The organism is Albidovulum marisflavi (assembly GCF_025751435.1).
In the GTDB taxonomy this organism is placed as follows: domain Bacteria; phylum Pseudomonadota; class Alphaproteobacteria; order Rhodobacterales; family Rhodobacteraceae; genus Albidovulum; species Albidovulum marisflavi.
In genome coordinates, this window is record NZ_JAOWKY010000006.1 from 1 (window position 1) to 16520 (window position 16520).

10 protein-coding genes are annotated in these 16520 nt (G+C 59.7%); 3 read left to right on the plus strand and 7 right to left on the minus strand.

All coding sequences use genetic code 11. From position 1 onward, the window contains the following. The first annotated feature begins 282 nt into the window (after window positions 1-282). Window positions 283-2733 (plus strand): heavy metal translocating P-type ATPase, encoded by a 2451-nt coding sequence (locus OEW28_RS17245; RefSeq protein ID WP_263736040.1) that lies wholly within the window; start codon window positions 283-285, stop codon window positions 2731-2733. Between the two features lie 30 nt (window positions 2734-2763). Here OEW28_RS17245 and OEW28_RS17250 read toward each other — a convergent pair whose 3' ends face one another. From OEW28_RS17250 to OEW28_RS17260, 3 genes are all read right to left on the minus strand, one after another. After that, window positions 2764-4224: a multicopper oxidase family protein gene (locus tag OEW28_RS17250; protein ID WP_263736041.1), complete on the minus strand. Its 1461-nt coding sequence runs from the start codon at window positions 4222-4224 to the stop codon at window positions 2764-2766. 711 nt (window positions 4225-4935) lie between these two features. Next, a complete protein-coding gene (locus OEW28_RS17255) occupies window positions 4936-5388 on the minus strand; it encodes a hypothetical protein (protein ID WP_263736042.1) in 453 nt (150 codons plus the stop codon). A gap of 96 nt (window positions 5389-5484) precedes the next feature. Further along, a complete protein-coding gene (locus OEW28_RS17260; RefSeq protein ID WP_263736043.1) occupies window positions 5485-6009 on the minus strand; it encodes a hypothetical protein in 525 nt (174 codons plus the stop codon). Window positions 6010-6331: 322 nt separating this feature from the next. Between OEW28_RS17260 and OEW28_RS17265 the strand changes: the two genes are divergently transcribed. Beyond that, a complete protein-coding gene (locus OEW28_RS17265) occupies window positions 6332-6733 on the plus strand; it encodes an XRE family transcriptional regulator (protein ID WP_263736044.1) in 402 nt (133 codons plus the stop codon). Between the two features lie 291 nt (window positions 6734-7024). Here OEW28_RS17265 and OEW28_RS17270 read toward each other — a convergent pair whose 3' ends face one another. Both OEW28_RS17270 and OEW28_RS17275 read right to left on the minus strand, forming a co-directional pair. Continuing rightward, a complete protein-coding gene (locus OEW28_RS17270; protein ID WP_263736045.1) occupies window positions 7025-8134 on the minus strand; it encodes a hypothetical protein in 1110 nt (369 codons plus the stop codon). Between the two features lie 51 nt (window positions 8135-8185). Then, window positions 8186-8971 (minus strand): PGN_0703 family putative restriction endonuclease, encoded by a 786-nt coding sequence (locus tag OEW28_RS17275; protein WP_263736046.1) that lies wholly within the window; start codon window positions 8969-8971, stop codon window positions 8186-8188. A gap of 377 nt (window positions 8972-9348) precedes the next feature. Here OEW28_RS17275 and OEW28_RS17280 point away from each other — a divergent pair, with 377 nt between their 5' ends. Next, entirely contained in the window at window positions 9349-14379 is a 5031-nt protein-coding gene (locus OEW28_RS17280) for a RecQ family ATP-dependent DNA helicase (RefSeq protein ID WP_263736253.1), read from the plus strand. A gap of 296 nt (window positions 14380-14675) precedes the next feature. On the opposite strand, the gene OEW28_RS17285 is transcribed toward OEW28_RS17280, so the two are convergent. Both OEW28_RS17285 and OEW28_RS17290 read right to left on the minus strand, forming a co-directional pair. Further along, a complete protein-coding gene (locus OEW28_RS17285; protein ID WP_263736047.1) occupies window positions 14676-15083 on the minus strand; it encodes a hypothetical protein in 408 nt (135 codons plus the stop codon). A gap of 351 nt (window positions 15084-15434) precedes the next feature. Continuing rightward, window positions 15435-16469 carry a DGQHR domain-containing protein gene (locus tag OEW28_RS17290; RefSeq protein ID WP_263736048.1) on the minus strand — a complete coding sequence of 345 codons (1035 nt, stop codon included), beginning with the start codon at window positions 16467-16469 and terminating at the stop codon, window positions 15435-15437. Window positions 16470-16520: the final 51 nt, after the last annotated feature.

Below are 16520 nucleotides of genomic sequence, written 5' to 3' on the forward strand. Positions count from 1 at the left end.
CGAGGGCATCGAGAAACCGGCGAAAGTCGTGGTGCAGCATGGGTGTCCTCCGCGTAAAAGCCGAGTGATATAGGCCCTTCTGCGAAATAACGAAGCGCACCAACACGGTTTGCGGACACCCCCTAAACCTTCCATCTGCTGGTGGGTAAAGCCACGAATTGGTGATGCCTTCGGACCCTGCTCATGCGCGGAGCGCTTGTGCGAAAGAGATGAAGTCAGCGCTTGACCCTCCATCTGCTGGAGGCCTTAACTGGTGATGCGAAGCCAGCAAGGGAGACTGCAATGCCTTCGCGCGAACAGCATTTAACGACATCGACCGCGACGGTCACCCGGGATCCGGTTTGCGGCATGCTGGTGGATCCAGAGGCCGGCAAGCCGACGCACGAACACGCCGGCCATCGTTACCACTTTTGTTCGAAGCACTGTCATGACAAGTTCGTAGCCGCGCCCGAAATCTATCTGGAAGCAACCGACCCTGTCTGCGGCATGACCGTGGATCGCGCGACGGCGGCGCATGTGTCCAAACATGATGGTCAGCGCTTCTACTTCTGCTCGCAAGGTTGCCACGACAAGTTCGCCGCGGATCCGGACCGCTGGCTTGGTGACAGGGCAGAACCCGAAGCGATGCCCGAGGGCACCCTCTATACCTGCCCGATGCATCCCGAGGTGGTTCAGGACCATCCCGGCGACTGCCCGAAATGCGGCATGGCGCTGGAACCCATGCACCCCACGTCCGATGCGGGGCCGAACCCGGAACTGGTCGACTTCCGCCGCCGCCTCTGGATCGGTGGCCCGCTGGCCTTGGCGGTCTTCGTGCTTGAGATGGGCGCGCATCTGGGGCTGCCCCTGCGCGAATGGATCGGCGCGCGCCTTTTTCTTTGGCTTCAGTTCGCGCTGGCGACCCCGGTGATGTGGATCGCGCGGCCCTTCTTCGTGCGGGGATGGAAATCCGTCGTGAACCGCTCGCCCAACATGTGGACGCTGATCGCGCTTGGGACAGGGGCGGCGTACCTGTTTTCGGTCGCGGGGCTGGTGGCGCCGGGAATCTTTCCACCCGCGCTTCTGGATCACCACGGCCTGCCGCCGGTTTACTTCGAGGCGTCCGCCGTCATACTCATACTTGTTCTGGTGGGACAGATCATGGAGCTGACGGCGCGCGAGCGCACGGGCGACGCGATACGCGCGCTGATGGACCTTGCCCCCAAGACCGCACGGCTCGTGACCGAGGGCGGCGACAAGGATGTGCCGCTGGCCGAGGTTCAGGTGGACGACCAGCTGCGGGTGCGCCCAGGCGAGTCCGTGCCCGTCGACGGCGAGATCGTGGAGGGCCATTCGTCAATCGACGAAAGCATGATCACGGGCGAGCCCATCCCCGTCGAAAAGACGGCGGGCGATCAGGTCACCGGGGGCACGCTAAACCGTCAGGGTAGCTTCGTGATGAAGGCCAGCGCCGTGGGGTCCGAAACCACGCTTGCGCGCATCGTTGCCATGGTCGGGCAGGCGCAACGCTCGCGCGCTCCGATCCAGGCGCTGGCCGACAAGGTCTCGATGATCTTCGTTCCGGCGGTGGTTCTTTGCGCGATCCTGTCGTTCGTGGTCTGGCTTGCGTTCGGGCCAAGCCCCGCGCTTGGCTACGCCTTCGTCGCGGCGGTTTCGGTGCTGATCATCGCGTGTCCCTGCGCGCTTGGCCTGGCCACACCGATGTCGGTCATGGTCGGCACTGGACGGGGCGCTCAGGCAGGCGTGCTGATCCGCGATGCGGAAGCGCTTGAGCGTTTTGCCAAGGTCGACACATTGATCGTGGATAAGACCGGCACCCTGACCGAAGGGAAGCCCGCACTGACCGACCTGACCGCGCGGGACATAGACGAGGCGGAGCTGAAGGCATTGGCTGCTGCCCTCGAGCGCGGGTCGGAACACCCCTTGGCCGAGGCGATCGTAGAGGGCGCCGGGCAGGTTCCAAAGCTCGATGTGTCGGACTTCGAGGCCGTCACGGGGCAGGGGGTCCGCGGCACGATCAAGGGCGCGCGCGTCGCGCTTGGCAACGCGGCACTCATGCGTTCGGAAGGGGTCGATCCCGACGTCTTCGCGAACGATGCGGGCGATCTGCAAAACGACGGCAAGACTGTCATGTTCGTGGCGCGCGATGGCAAGGCCATTGGCCTGATAGCGGTCGCGGACCGGATCAAGGAAACCACCCCCGAGGCGATCCGCGCCCTGCATGCCGAGGGCTTGCGCATCGTCATGGCGACAGGCGACGAAGAACGCACCGCGCGCGCCGTGGCCCGGCGTCTTGGCATCGACGAGGTGCGCGCCGGTGTCTCGCCCGAGGACAAGGCCGCTTTGGTGAAGGAACTGCGTGACGCGGGCGCGCGGGTCGCGATGGCGGGTGACGGGGTGAACGACGCCCCTGCACTCGCCGCCGCCGACGTCGGGATCGCGATGGGCACGGGTGCCGACGTCGCCGTGGAAAGCGCGGGCCTGACATTGGTGAAAGGCGACCTGACCGGCATCCTTCGCGCGCGCCGACTGGCAGAGGCGGTCATGCGGAACATCAAGCAGAACCTGTTCTTCGCCTTCGCCTACAATACCGCGGGCGTTCCATTGGCGGCGGGTGTGCTTTACCCGGTCTTCGGCCTGCTGCTGTCGCCGGTGATCGCGGCGTTGGCGATGAGCTTTTCCTCTGTCTCGGTCATCGCCAACGCGCTTCGATTGCGCAAGGTCAGGTTGTAGGGCGGCGGGGCGACCGCGCCGCCGGCCTGATCAGGAGGACACGGCAAGCTCTGTCATCATGCCCGTGGCGAGGTGTGCCATGTGGTGGCAGTGCAGCATCCACGGCGCGGGCTCGCCCGCGTCGAAGGCGATGGTCACGCTTCCCATCGCGGGGACATGAACGGTATCGCGGAGCGCGCCCGCAATGCGGCTGCCATTCACCTCGACCACTTGGAAGACGTGACCGTGAAGGTGCATGGGATGCGCCATCATCGACATGTTGTGAAACATGAGTTCCACCCGTTCGCCGGCCGCGGCCGCGATCGGTGTCCGGTTTTCCCAGACGCTGCCGTCGATGGTCCAGAGATAGGGGGCCATCGCACCCATCAGCATCACCATCCGGCGGTTCCCTGCTGGGCGGTCCGGCAGAGGTGAAAGCGCGCGCAGCGCGAGTTCCTGCCGCATGTCGCCCGATACCGGAGGGTGCACCTCGCCGGAAAGCGCTTCAAGGCGTGGCACCTCGGCCCCTTTGGGCGCAAGGATGATCCCGGTGCGTTCGCGCGCGCCTTCGCGCAGCGCGAGGACGGGCAGGGCGGCCCCGTCGGACGTCAAATCGATCTCGATGTCCAGGCGCTGTGCCGGCGCAACAGAAAAGCGCGTGCCGTCAAGTGGCGCGACCGCTTCGCCGTCGACCGCGACCAGCCGCCCATTGACCGCACCCAGATCGATCCAGAAGGCGGTCATCGCGGCACCGTTGATGACGCGAAGGCGGATCCTTCCACCTCGCTCGACGGCGATCACGTCCGGATCGTCGAGCGTGCGGTCGTTGGCAAGGTAGGCGTCGAAATCGAAGTCGTTCAGATCCATCGCCATGCCGCCCATGTCGTGCATGCCATCCATCGTCATGCCCGCCGTTCCGGTCATGCCCTTTGCCGAGGCCCGGGCAGAGTGATCCATATGGCCATGATCCACGGCCGTTCCGCCCGTGACGTCCGCCAATACCTCCTGCGGAGTTCGGAAGCTGAAGTCATGCAGGAACATGACGACCTCCTGCCGGTCTGCGCGGATATCTTCTTCGCTGCGCACGATCAGCGGTGCGGCCAGCAGCCCGATTTCCTGTTCGGGGATGTGGCTGTGCATCCAGAAGGTGCCCGGCCGCGGCTGGAAATCGTAGGCGCGTGTTTCGCCGGGCTTCAGCATCGGGTTGGTGTTCGGGACGCCATCCTGAGCATTGGGCGGAATCAGGCCGTGCCAATGAATGATCGTGTCGAAATCCAGGGTGTTCGTCAGATCGGTGCGAAAGCGCTGGCCAGGTTCCAAGGTCAGTCCGAGACCGTCCTGGGCATTGACCAGGCCCAGGACGGTTGCGGCGCGCCCGTTCACCTCGATCACGCGGGTTGTGGCGCTGAGGGACAGGCTGCCTTGGGTGGCGCGCGCACGCGCGGGCAGGCAGAACGAGACGGCCGAGGCCGCAGAGGCGGCGATGAAGCCGCGGCGGGAAAGTTGGGTCATGAGGATCTCCGCAAGCAGGTTGGCAATTCAGCTGATCGATCGGAGATCAGGAACGCGGCGGATGCCACTCTGGCTGCGGGCTGAGGGAAGGGGAGTCTTCTTCCAGCGCCGCGACGTGTATCGGCGTGACACGCCATCCAATCAGTGCCACCGAAAGTGGCGCCGAAGGCAGCGCCATCAGTCCAAGGCAGTGATCCCGGCATGATTGATCCTGCGATGCTGAAACGCCTGACACCAGACCGGAATGATGGTCTGCGGCATGGTCAGAGGCCGCGGGCTCTGTCGTCCACGCCGGCGCCAACATGGCAAGGCCAGCCACGAAAATCATCGCGGCGATCAGGCGGTAAGCTGCGGCCAGGAGCAACATGAGTCGAGCCTAGTCAAACTGGCGATGCTTGTCAGTTGACTTTCTCGGCATCGAGAGCAACCCGCAATCTGCCATCGAAGCCGTGATCGGGGCGTCGGCCGATGCGCTACGGCATGAACTGACGCGGCCGGGGATGGTAGGCCCGGAGGGACTCGAACCCTCAATTGGTATAATAAAAACAATGGTTTACATGTTGTTTTGTAACAATGTATCCGATCACAAAATGGACCTATTACTTCACTAAAGCAGTCCTTGCTTGAGTGGTTTGTCTACCGGGAATGAGGGCCACAAACAAGTTGCCCGCCGGGGTGATCCGGCGGGCAACTGTTCAGATGTCTTGGCGGCTACGAAGCGTTGGCCACACCGTTCACATGAGGTGCAAGGTATCGCGGGTTCTTCTCTGCTTGGTCCCAAGCCAGGCTCCACGCTTCCCGCTCTACGGGATCATCGGGTTCGTCATCTGTGGGCTGGATGCGGAGAGCACGGGCCACGGCACTGAAACCATCTCTGATCGTTTGAAGGTTCTCGGTATACTGGCGAAGCTCCGCAATTGCTTGGTTAAGTTCCTCTTCGGGGTCGTCCGAGATTCTAATACCGTCGGCAAGCTCTTCGATGAAATCATCGAGGAACTCGTAGCAATAGTCGTCCAAAAGGTCCTCTGGAACGTAAGAGTCTATGAGTTGGTCAAAGCTTGTCGCCGTGCTCACCTGGCACCGCAAGTATCGCTGAAATAGCGCCGATTTCGTGAGCGTTGCTGTCTCGGCATCTACAGTGCTATTATGGTGAGGTGTATTCATCGCATATCTCCTTTGTTGGGCGATGGATTTCACATGGGCGGGGCGGTCATTCGAAGTTTGCCGACCTAGATGACCGTCCTGCCGCTCTAATGGGCGTTATGCGCCTGACACCTTCCACTGCGGGAAGGTCCACCGGACCTGCCTTTTAAGCTGATCCTGTAGCTTGCTCAGCCGCACGATTTCTCGTGTCGCGGCTTTCCGTTCGTTCTCGTCCGATTTGTCGGACTTCTCGATTTCGTCTACCCGCCTGGTGATCTCCTTTTCCTTGTATCGGTTGACAATGCTTGCGAGCGTTGCGGCGGCGTCGATGAGGCACCCGACCATGACTTCCGCGCGCGCCAGCGAGTTCTCAGCGCCGGGAAACGGGTCTTCCATACCTTCGACAGCTTCGTTCAGAGCGAACGCCAGCGGTCCGCGGTCATCGTCGAACTGGGGCGGCTCGATTCCTGCAAGGGCGAGGTAGAGTTCGAAGTCCGAGAAGTTTCCGTCAGACTGTGCCCATTCGCAGAATGGCGAGGCGAAGACCTTGAGGCTGACGATCTCGGGCTTCTTGAGGGCATCCAGCCGCTTGGCTTTCTGACGCTCTCGGTAGCGTCGCTGTTTCTCGGCGGGTGTTAACATAGCGTCTCTCCTTTAGTAACGGATATATACGTTACCGTAACTTATCTGTCAAGCAAACAAATCGCTGAGTGGAGAAATTTCGAGCTACTCGATCATCCGCACGCCTGGCAGCGTGATCAGTTCCCAGTGCCGCATTTTGAGGCCAGGAAGACATTGATGCTTGAACGCACTCGTGGAGCAAAGCGGGGATTTCCACAGCGTGACAATAACGCTCTGAGTCGGGGGCGGTGCCTCCCACCCAGTTCCCACGATCTCCCCAACTTTACGTCGCTATAGATCAAGCAAGCAGAACGATCTGCGAGCGATGAGAAAGGTGACGATGATGGCAAGAAAACCCTATGAAGACTCCCGGCTGGCGAAGTTCCTCGAGAAGCGCGTTCTCGAACTCCGGCCCCGCAAGACCCAGGCGGAGATCGCTGAGCAGGCCGGCTTCGTGAACCCGAACATGATCGCGATGCTGAAAAGTGGCGCGACCAAGCTGCCCCTCGACCGTGTGCCAAGCCTGGCTGCGGCGCTCGAGTGCGATCCCCGGCAGCTCTTCAACCTCGCGCTTGAGCAACTCGGTGGCGATACGACCGTCCGTGCGATCGAAGAGATATTCGGCGTCGTCGTGACGAAGAACGAGGCTGCCTGGATCCAGGAGATCCGCGATGCCTCCGGACATACCGACCCTAGTCTGACCTCAAGGGGGCGAACGGCGATCAGGGGGATCTTCGGGAAATGATGCGGTCTTGTAGAGATACCGCGAAGATGCACGCGAACCGTAAGAGCGACTTAACGGCGAATGAGTGGATCTGGTTAGAGTTCCTGCGCTTGGTCTCGGCAGGACGGGACCCAGCGCCTGGCCTTCGAGAAGTGCAACTGCTACGGCGGTTGCTTCGGCGACGAGGGTCTTAAAACTAGACTTGTTCACAGGCCTTTAGGATTTACTTCCTCCATACATCGCGCGACGTCGAGCGACCATAGCCGGACTTGACTGTGACTGCGGGCCACTTTCGTTGCTGATAGCGCGCGGCTACGACTCGCGCGAGGTCTGGCGCTCGATCCTTCGCAGGATGCGAACGAGCGCCGACCCGAGCGTTGACCAGAACATGCCGACAATCGACGCAATGAATCCAGCCAATCCCGTAGCCACCCAATAGACTTCATCGGCGAGTCTTAGGCCAAGGCGGAGAACACGGCTTTTCCCGAACATCGAGATAAGCCCAGCGGTTCGATCACGCGCAGAACCCGCTACCTTAGCTAGCTTTCTGAGTTCGTCGACGCTCTCTGCCTTGTCCAAAAGATAAATGCCTTTGGAAATGCCGTTTGCAGCCCTGATTTCCTCAAGCGAACCCGCAGCAACAATAATTGGCTCAATGGCATCCTTTCTGAATATAGTTCCGAGGTCATCCACTGAGCGGGCCGTGCCTAGGCGCACCCAGTCGATGCCTTCGCGGGCTGCTTTCCGCAAGGTTCGAACAATGGGCGCCGGAACCTTCCCGGCCAAATAGGCAAACTTGAGGACTCCAGCGCCAGCTTTAATCGGCATTGCGGCCGGGGTTGCTGTGCCTGCGGAGAGGAGCCAAGATACCGTCGTTCCGAGGCCGACAGCCGAAAGCGCGAGATCGACTTGGTCGATGTCATTGCCAGCGGCGTAGTCCAGAGCGCCCAGCGAGAGCGAAGTAACATCGCCAAATGGACTGATCGACCAAACTACTCCGCAGAGCGCTGCAACCGAGAGTTCGCACGATGCTGGATCCCATGCGCAGCGAACACAATCCGTCCCAGCTTGAAGAAGCGAATAGTCCGCATCATGGGCAGCTTCAATTTCTAAGACCAGAGGAGCTGGAAGCGCATAGCCGGCATCATGGGCGATCGCTTGGAGGCTCTCGATGACAATCCAGTCCCTCGGGGCTGTCGCGAGCTCTTCACGAAGGCGAGCCTCTACCAAAGACCGAGAGCTGCCCTTAGCCACTAGCCTGTCGATTGCTGCCGTGATCTCGGACTGTGAGCGCTCAACAAATAGCCGGCCAGTGTGACTGCCAGCTATTTGATAGAGATTTACTGCGGTCACACCGAGAAAGGTGGCTGTGGTAAGAAAAAAACTGAACCGCAGCAGCTTTCTGGCGAATGACCCAATCAATTTGCCCGCCTTTGCTCGTTGTTGTCGCCAGTGATCTCTTGAAGTTGTAGGCTACCGCGGACCGATGTCGAACTCGGCAGCCAGATTTGTGGCATGAGCCGCGAGGTGCGCGTCTGCAGCCTGCGCCCAGCTTGCGACCAGACTGGCGTAGTCGAGGGCGATGAAGGCAACCTCATCTCCCGCCACGCGACCGGCAAAGTTGTCGATCATTGACCTGTGTTTCGCTTTCTTGAGTGCATCGACCGGTCGCCCTCCCGGCCAAGAAACAGGCTCGGCGTAGAGGTAGAAGAGCACCGGGCGGAGCCCATGCCATGGGCCGTTCTCTCGGTGCACGGCGCTGCGCAGCCCGTAGGCGTGCTTTACCAACTGGGCCGCGTCGAGCGCCTCGTAGCAGAGCGCACCGGACTTCAGCTCGTCGCGGACGGCGCAATAGCGGGCCATGCTGTCGCCCCAAACTGGGCGATCGTAGGCGTCGGTAAATCCGAGGCCTTTCTTGCCGCCACGAAACGGCTCGTAGCGTTTGCTTTCAATTCCGATCAGCAGGTCATCGGTGACAAGAACGGCGTCAAGCCACGGATGTTTCCCACCGGCCCAGGGAAAGCGCATTTCCGCTTCTAGCCTGACCTCTTTCACGGGTGATGCGATGAGCGATACCGGCAGCCTTGGTAATGCCTTAGGTCGTTCGAGAAACCAGCCAAAAGTGTTGGCAGCCAGCGCGGAGGAGCTTTCAGGACTCCAGAACTTGCCGCTTTCGATCTCGTTCCCGGCTGCATGGTCGTAGGCTGATCGAACCTTCTCGATCGGAACGCCCGGAAGAAAGTGGTTGTTCGACTGCATGCTTCGTTGTCCCTCCAGATACTACACTTTCGCTAATTTCAGGGTCTCTTCAACCACCACCCGGACGGCTTGCACATCAGGCTATGGCACCGTTGCCATGCGCAAGTGCAAAGGAACGATGCAGCTGCTCGATCGATTGCCTGAGTGTTGGGCCGCGAAGCCACGCTTTGCCCAGGTAATCCGTTTCCTGCGCCAAGCTTACTCTATTGTAGTGCCGATTGGGTCACCCTAAGCTCGCACCGTGATCAACTATTGTCTTGGACTTTATGGCTTTTCTGAGCTTCCTAAGATCAAAGGCCGAGGACACAAGGCCTCTGCTCGAGCGGTGTCTGTCGGTTGATCTCGAGGTCAACCCCAAGACCGCCGAGATTTTTGACATGGCAGCTGTGCGGGTCGGCGACGGGCCTGCGGTCGTGGCGGCAAAAGGCAAGATCCGGCAGGGTCTGGACCAGCTCGAAAAAGCGCTGGCAAAAACGCCCTATGTGATCGGCCACAATATCCTCCTCCACGATATCGAGCATCTTGTAGCGGCGCGCCCGCGGTTGGCCGCGAAATTGGCCGAGCCCATTGATACGCTTTGGCTCAATCCGCTTGCCTTTCCGCGCAATCCCTACCACCACCTCGTGAAGCACTACCACGACGGGCGTTTGCAAGTGGGGCATGTAAACGACCCGGAGCTTGATGCGCGGCTGGTGTTCGAGGTGTTGAACAACCAGATCAAGGCGCTGACGGAACTGGCCGTGCTGTCGCCCGAAACGCTGGTTGCCTATCACTATCTGGCGACCCGCATGGATCGTGCCGCCGGGTTTGACGCCGTTTTCAGCGAAATCCGCAAGGCGCCGAAACCGGATCGGGCCGAAGCGCTTGCGGCGATACGAGTGTTACTTGCAGGCAAAGCCTGTGGTGCGCAGGTGGCGGCGCTGCTCGAGCAGCTGTCAGACCCGCAGATGGCCTGGCCTACGGCCTATGCGCTCGCCTGGATCTCGGTATCTGGTGGGGAATCCGTGATGCCGCCCTGGGTGCGGGCAGCCTTTCCGCAAGCCGCCCTTATCGTGCACGAGTTACGCGATACCAACTGCGGCGACAGCGCATGCGGCTGGTGCGCCGAGATGAGCAACCCGGTCGGTGCGCTCAAGAAGTGGTTTGGCTTTGACGGCTATCGCCCCCAGCCCGTGGACAGCGACGGCCGACCTTTGCAAGAGGTCATCGTCTCTGAGGCCATGAGGCATGCCAATGTCCTCGGCATCCTGCCCACCGGCACCGGCAAGTCAGTCTGCTATCAGGTGCCCGCACTCAGCCTTTATGAAAAGACCGGCGCGCTAACTGTAGTGATCTCACCACTGGTGGCTCTGATGGCCGATCAGGTGCAAGGGATGGAGCGTGCTGGGATCTCGTCCGCCGTCACCATCAACGGTATGCTGTCGATGCCCGAACGGCAGGATGCGTTCGATCGGGTGCGGCTGGGGCAGGCGGCAATCCTGCTCATCTCGCCGGAGCAGCTTCGCAGCATCTCGATCCGGTCGGTGCTGGCGCAGCGCGAGGTGGGATTGTGGGTGCTGGACGAGGCGCATTGCGTCTCGAAATGGGGGCACGATTTCCGGCCCGACTATCGCTACATCGGGCGCTTCATCCGCGAGTTTTCGGGCGATTTGGGCCCAGCGCCGGTGTTGTGTTTGACGGCCACGGCCAAGCCAGAAGTCGTGCGTGACATAACCGAGCATTTCCGCGATCGCTTGAGCGTCGAACTAGAGTTGTTCGATGGCGGCGCGACGCGAACGAATCTGGCATTTTCGGTGCTGGCGACGTCCAAGGAGAGCAAGCTCGGGGACCTTCTTACGGTTATCACAGAGCGCTTGCCCAAAGGTGATCGGTCGGGGGCCGTGGTCTATTGCGCGACCCGGAGAGAAACCGAGCGCGTTGCGGATTTCCTGAAGAAGCAGGGCCTCGCAGCGGAACACTTTCATGCAGGTTTGACCGCCGACGACAAGCATTTGGTGCAGGAGCGGTTCCGCGTGGGCGATCAGCGAGTGATCGCAGCGACCAACGCATTTGGCATGGGCATAGACAAGCCCGACATCCGGCTGGTCGTTCACGCCGACATTCCAGGATCGCTGGAAAACTACCTGCAAGAGGCAGGGCGTGCGGGCCGCGACAGGGCCCCCGCCGAATGCGTTCTGCTTTACCACACTGACGATGTCGAACGGCAGTTCACCCTGACCGCGCGCTCGCGGCTCGAGCGCCATGAGATCGGCGCCATTCTCAAGGCATTGCGCCGCATGGACGAGCACACCCGCAACAGCGGCAAGGTGGTGGCGACACCGGGCGAGATTGTGAGGGAGGAAAAGGACCGCGAGTTCGTGCGCGACAGCGCCACCGACGACACGCGGGTCAAAACGGCTGTGTCCTGGCTCGAAGAGGCGACGCTCGTCTCGCGTGAGGAAAACCGGGTGCAGGTATTTCCTTCCTCGCTTCTGGTGCGCACGCTGACCGAAGCCGAGACCCGCCTGCAAGGCGCTGAGATCACGCAGGCACGACGCAAGCAGCTGTTGACCATCGTGCGCCATGTGATGAACACACCGCCTGATCAGGGCATTTCAACAGACGAGCTGACCGGCATCAGCGGGCTTTCACACCGGGAGCTCAGCAAAGCGATGGCCGATCTTGAGGCCCTTGGCATCGCGCGAAATGACATTGCCATCACGGTTTCGGTGCATGTCGGCGTCGAGAACCAATCCCGCCAGCGTATGAAGCGTGCGATGCGTCTGGAGCAGGCGCTCATTACCAGGATGCGCGAGCTAGCACCCGAGGCCGGTGTGGGCGATAGCGCGCCGCTCGACGTGGCGGCGGCGAGCCAGCTATTGCGGGGTGAGGGACATGAGGACGCCAGCCCCCATATCCTTGATCGCTTATTGCGCAGCATCGAGCGGGACGGCCGGGATAGCGACGGTGGCATGGGCAACATCCGCCTGCGCAAACTTTCCGCGAAGACTCTCGAGGTGGTGTTGCAACGCACTTGGCGGGTGGTGGACCAGACCGCCTCCGTGCGCTGGATGGCGGCTGAGAAACTCCTCGATTTCCTGATTGCCAAGGTGCCCACGGGCACGAAAGGCAAGGATATTCAGGTCGATACAACTGTCGGCGACATGATGGCTGCGCTCAGCGGCGATGCACTGATAAAGGCGTCTGGCGTAAAGGACATGACCAAGCTCATGGAACGCGCGCTTCTGTGGTTGCACGAGCAGCAGGTTGTTACGCTGGGCAAGGGGCTGACGGTGTTCCGCTCCGCGATGACCATCTATCTGAAACCAGGACGCTCAGGCTTCACCAAGAAGGACTTCCTGCCGCTCGAGGAACATTACCGCGAGCAGACCCTCCAGACGCATGTCATGGCCGCCTATGCTGAAAAAGGGCTGGAGCAGATCGACGAAGCTGTGCGCCTGTCCGAGGACTACTTCGTGCTCGATCAAGACCGCTTCTTGCAACGATGGATGCCTGGCCGCAACGTCGAGATCCGCCGCCAAACCACCGGAAAGGCCTGGAAGCAAATCGTTGAGGGGCTGGGTAATCCGGTCCAGCAAGAGATCGTCGCGGACGACCGCGAGGAAACAAACGTGTTGGTTATGGCGGGGCCGGGTTCGGGCAAAACTCGGGTTCTCGTGCATCGCATCGCCTATTTGCTGCGCGTCAGGCGCGAGGATCCGCGCGGTATCCTCGTGCTTACCTACAACCGACACGCGGCGGCCGAGATCCGTGCGCGTCTACGTCATCTGGTCGGAGATGATGCAGCCCGCGTCACCGTCTCGACCTGCCACGCATTGGCGATGCGGCTTGTGGGGGCGAGCTTTGCGGGCGGCGCGTCTGAGCCGCGCGACTTCGACTGCATCGTGATGGAAGCGGTGCGCCAGATCAATGGCGAGGGCCTGAGCCGATCAGAGGCTGAGGCCCAGCGTGAGGCGCTCATCCAAGGCTATCGGTGGATCCTTGTGGACGAATACCAAGACATTGGACCCGAGGAATACGCGCTGATCGCCGCGGTGGCCGGGCGATCGCTTGACGATCCCGACCAGCGACTGAGCCTTTTTGCCGTGGGCGACGATGACCAGAATATCTACGCCTTTGCCGGGGCCTCGATATCCTTCATCCGTCAGTTCGAGGAAGATTATCGCGCCAAGCCCAAGTTCCTGACCGAGAACTACCGCTCGACCCGGCACATCATCGATGCTGCCAACCAGGTCATCGAGCCCGCTCGCGGTCGCATGAAAGCGGGGCACGCGATCACTGTGGACAAGATACGCAGCCTCGATCCGGGTGGCGGACTGATGGCCCGTGTTGATCCGGTTGGTCAGGGGCGGGTGCAGTTTCTTGATGTGGCGCCCGATGACGTTTCACAGGCAATGGCTGCGGTCGACGAACTGGTGCGGATCTCTCGGCTCGATCCCAATTTCAGCTGGGCGCGCACTGCGATCATCTCGCGCGACTGGCGGCGTCTTGGTCCCGTGCGCGCCTATGCCGAGAAGCTCGGCTTGCCTGTCGAAATGGCCAACGAAAAGCTACCGAGCGTCTGGCGCCTGCGCGAGATGCAGCGCCTTGTGACTGGTTTGCGCAGAAACCCTGCGGCGATGCTCACGATCCAGGACATCCTCAATGTGCTCAACGAGCAGCAGCCTAACCGCTGGGTCGACCTTGTCGCCGAAGGCATCGCGGACCTCGCCCGCGAGCTGGGCAAAAAGACAATTCCTGTTCCCGATGCGATCGAGTGGCTTGCGGAATGGTCGCAAGATATTCGCGCCACGCAGCGCGGGCTCTTGCTGCTCACCGCGCACCGCTCCAAGGGGCTCGAGTTTGACCATGTTGTGATCCTCAATGGCGGCTGGAAGCTGCTCTCGAGGGGCGAGGACGGTGAAGCCCCGCGCCGCCTGTTCTACGTAGCTATGACGCGCGCGCGTCGCAGCCTGGCGGTGGTGACTAGCGGGGAGCATGCCTTTGTGCTGGCGGACAGCGACTGCGAAATGCTGCGCAAAGTCGATATGCTGCGGCGGCTCGATCTTCCCGATCCTGATCAATATCAGGTGCCAGATCTGACATCGGTCGATCTATCCTATGCAGGCCGGCTGCCCGAGACCAACCCGACAATTCTCGCCATCTCCGAAGCGAAGGTCGAAGATCCGGTGACGCTTGGGCGGCGTGAGGGGAAATGGATAATCCTTGACCGCAAAGGTCGTTTGCTTGGGAGGATGGCCGCAAACTGGGCGCCGCCCGAGGGCACCGCTCTTGCGTCGGGAAAAGTGGGCGCGATCGTGCGCTGGCGCAAATCGGACAACGAGGAGCGCTACCAGACCTATATCAAGCGCGACGAGTGGGAGACGGTCCTGCCAGAGCTGGTCTTCCGCAGCGGCTTACGGGGATGAAGCGTCGCCCATTTAATAGGCTCGCGGATGCAAGAGCTGCTTAGAGGCAGAAAACGGCCCTCTGCGGACGTTCGAACCTGACGACAGGCGTGACCAGTCCCCAGCCCAAAGCTGACGTTGGCGCCAAGCGCGCCTTGCGCTTGGAGACGGCCCTTTTAACCCTTCATGTTTAACTCCACCGTGATCGGTGCAAACCCATATCTTACAGCCGATCACGACAAGGGGGGCTTACGCATTTACTGTGATGTTTGGGCTCTGATTGTCATTCCGATGTCAACCCAAAAAAATATGACATACTAATCAAAGTCATAAGCCGTCAGAGTTTTGGCGAATTCAGGAACGAAACAGTTCGCGGAACCCAGCATCTTCACATAATGGTTTGTCACTTGGATCTTGGTCAGTCTGAACTGCCGAAGCTCATCATTAAGCTTGATGATGAGCTTCAGTGGATATGCGATCATCGAATGGTCAGGGTCAAATACATATAGAGACAAGTCACATGTGAGGTATGCAGAAAGATGATTCCTAAGCTTGGCCGCGGGTTTATTGAATAGCGCACTCGGCGCAGGGTCCAGAAAAGGAGCGGCCTTATAGGAAGCTAAATTTCTATTCTCTTCCAACCAATCGAGCGGAGGCAGGCCGCCTATCTCCTGCGAGAGTATAGGGTCCGCCGAGAACTGTTGTGAAAACTTTTCAAATGTCAACGTGTGTGAGTTTCCACCTTCTCTGTTAACTATACTCCCGGCATGTGAGGATAATGAAAATGGGCTTCGGCCCAGATAAAATATGGAGACGCCTCGAAGCAACATCAATGCTCTGCAAGCATAGTATGCAGAGTAATAGTATTTCACAATCGCCCAGGTGTGTCGATCACGGGACACACCCAGAGTTGCCTCAAAAAAAGAGGCGAGAGAAGAATGCGCCAAAGAGAATGCGTCGGAATTCTGCGCTCTCTGGAGTGCGCTTGCATCACCTGAAGTGATTGGCGAGAACTGCCTGTTCCCTGTGCGAGTTCGTCCTGCGATAGTCGCTGACAACTGGTCAGAATGGAGCATTTAGAAATCATACTCGTCCGCGACATCTCCTTTATCGAAGAAATCATCAAGGCGACTGAAAATATAACTTTGCGCTTCCGAACCAGACCTTCCCGACACCTCTTTCTGGAGGATTAGATCTTCCGAAGTCATGGAGAGCGCTTCAACTATAACCTCTGTTCTGAAGGATTTTTTTGTCACGCAATACGGCAGCAGCCGGGATGCAAGGAAATCAAGCGCCCCACTAAACCCAGCTGCAAACATGAACGCGTTTTGGCGTTCAAACCAGAGCTCACCATAAAGCTGCTGAAGTGCGCTGAAGAAGTTAATAATAACTCGACTTTGATTTTCCAATGTCGACAGGGCAACTTGATCGAACGCCCCATTTTGCTCGATAAGTGGCTTGATACTGGTAACGACCGTTGACAGGGCGACACCTCCCTTTCTCGGAGCCTCACCCGGGAATTTAATCATGCCATGATATGGGGCGCCGACGTCGCTCAACTCCAATGCGATATCTCTGGCTCGAGCTGCGGCAGGATCAATCATTTGCTCATCGGCAATAGCATAGAGGTCGAAAACCAAGCTTCTATGAACTGGCTTCTGCTCAGTGTTAATGGCCAAGAAGATGTCAGCGCATTCTTGTGTGGTCAAATTGGAGTATACGGCCACGGGAAGATCTAAGCGCTTCAATTCTTCATTAGCTTCCATCGCCTCAGCAAGACCGGCCACGCGGTGCTGGCCGTCAATCAATTGCGCCAGCCTTGGTTTCGGATCAAATGAAACCGAGCCGCTTTGAGGGTCATACGTCAATCCACCTTCCTCAACCCAATTCATTACAATGGAATTTGGAAAGCTCCCACCTGAAAGGGCGAAGTCTTTAATTCTTGAAATTCGCCTGGAGTTAAGAACGCGCTGGACGGCCCCTTGCTCTTTATCCTTGCCACGTATAGCGGCGTAGGAAATTTTCACGACCAATTCGGCTGGCATATTTAGGAGGAAGAATGGCCGACCGTGTTGCTCGAGACGAATGCAGGGGAGATTCAACGCTGTCATGCTGGAAAGCCTCACTATACTACGCTATGGCATAGCAATAGCTTCGTTTTT

What these genes read in the sequence shown, in the direction of transcription:
- OEW28_RS17250 (WP_263736041.1), bottom strand. Translation starts at nt 4,224, where the DNA reads ATGACCCAACTTTCCCGCCGCGGCTTCATCGCCGCCTCTGCGGCCTCG.
- OEW28_RS17290 (WP_263736048.1), bottom strand. Translation starts at nt 16,469, where the DNA reads ATGACAGCGTTGAATCTCCCCTGCATTCGTCTCGAGCAACACGGTCGG.
- OEW28_RS17260 (WP_263736043.1), bottom strand. Translation starts at nt 6,009, where the DNA reads ATGTTAACACCCGCCGAGAAACAGCGACGCTACCGAGAGCGTCAGAAA.
- OEW28_RS17275 (WP_263736046.1), bottom strand. Translation starts at nt 8,971, where the DNA reads ATGCAGTCGAACAACCACTTTCTTCCGGGCGTTCCGATCGAGAAGGTT.
- OEW28_RS17255 (WP_263736042.1), bottom strand. Translation starts at nt 5,388, where the DNA reads ATGAATACACCTCACCATAATAGCACTGTAGATGCCGAGACAGCAACG.
- OEW28_RS17280 (WP_263736253.1), top strand. Translation starts at nt 9,349, where the DNA reads ATGGCAGCTGTGCGGGTCGGCGACGGGCCTGCGGTCGTGGCGGCAAAA.
- OEW28_RS17265 (WP_263736044.1), top strand. Translation starts at nt 6,332, where the DNA reads ATGGCAAGAAAACCCTATGAAGACTCCCGGCTGGCGAAGTTCCTCGAG.
- OEW28_RS17245 (WP_263736040.1), top strand. Translation starts at nt 283, where the DNA reads ATGCCTTCGCGCGAACAGCATTTAACGACATCGACCGCGACGGTCACC.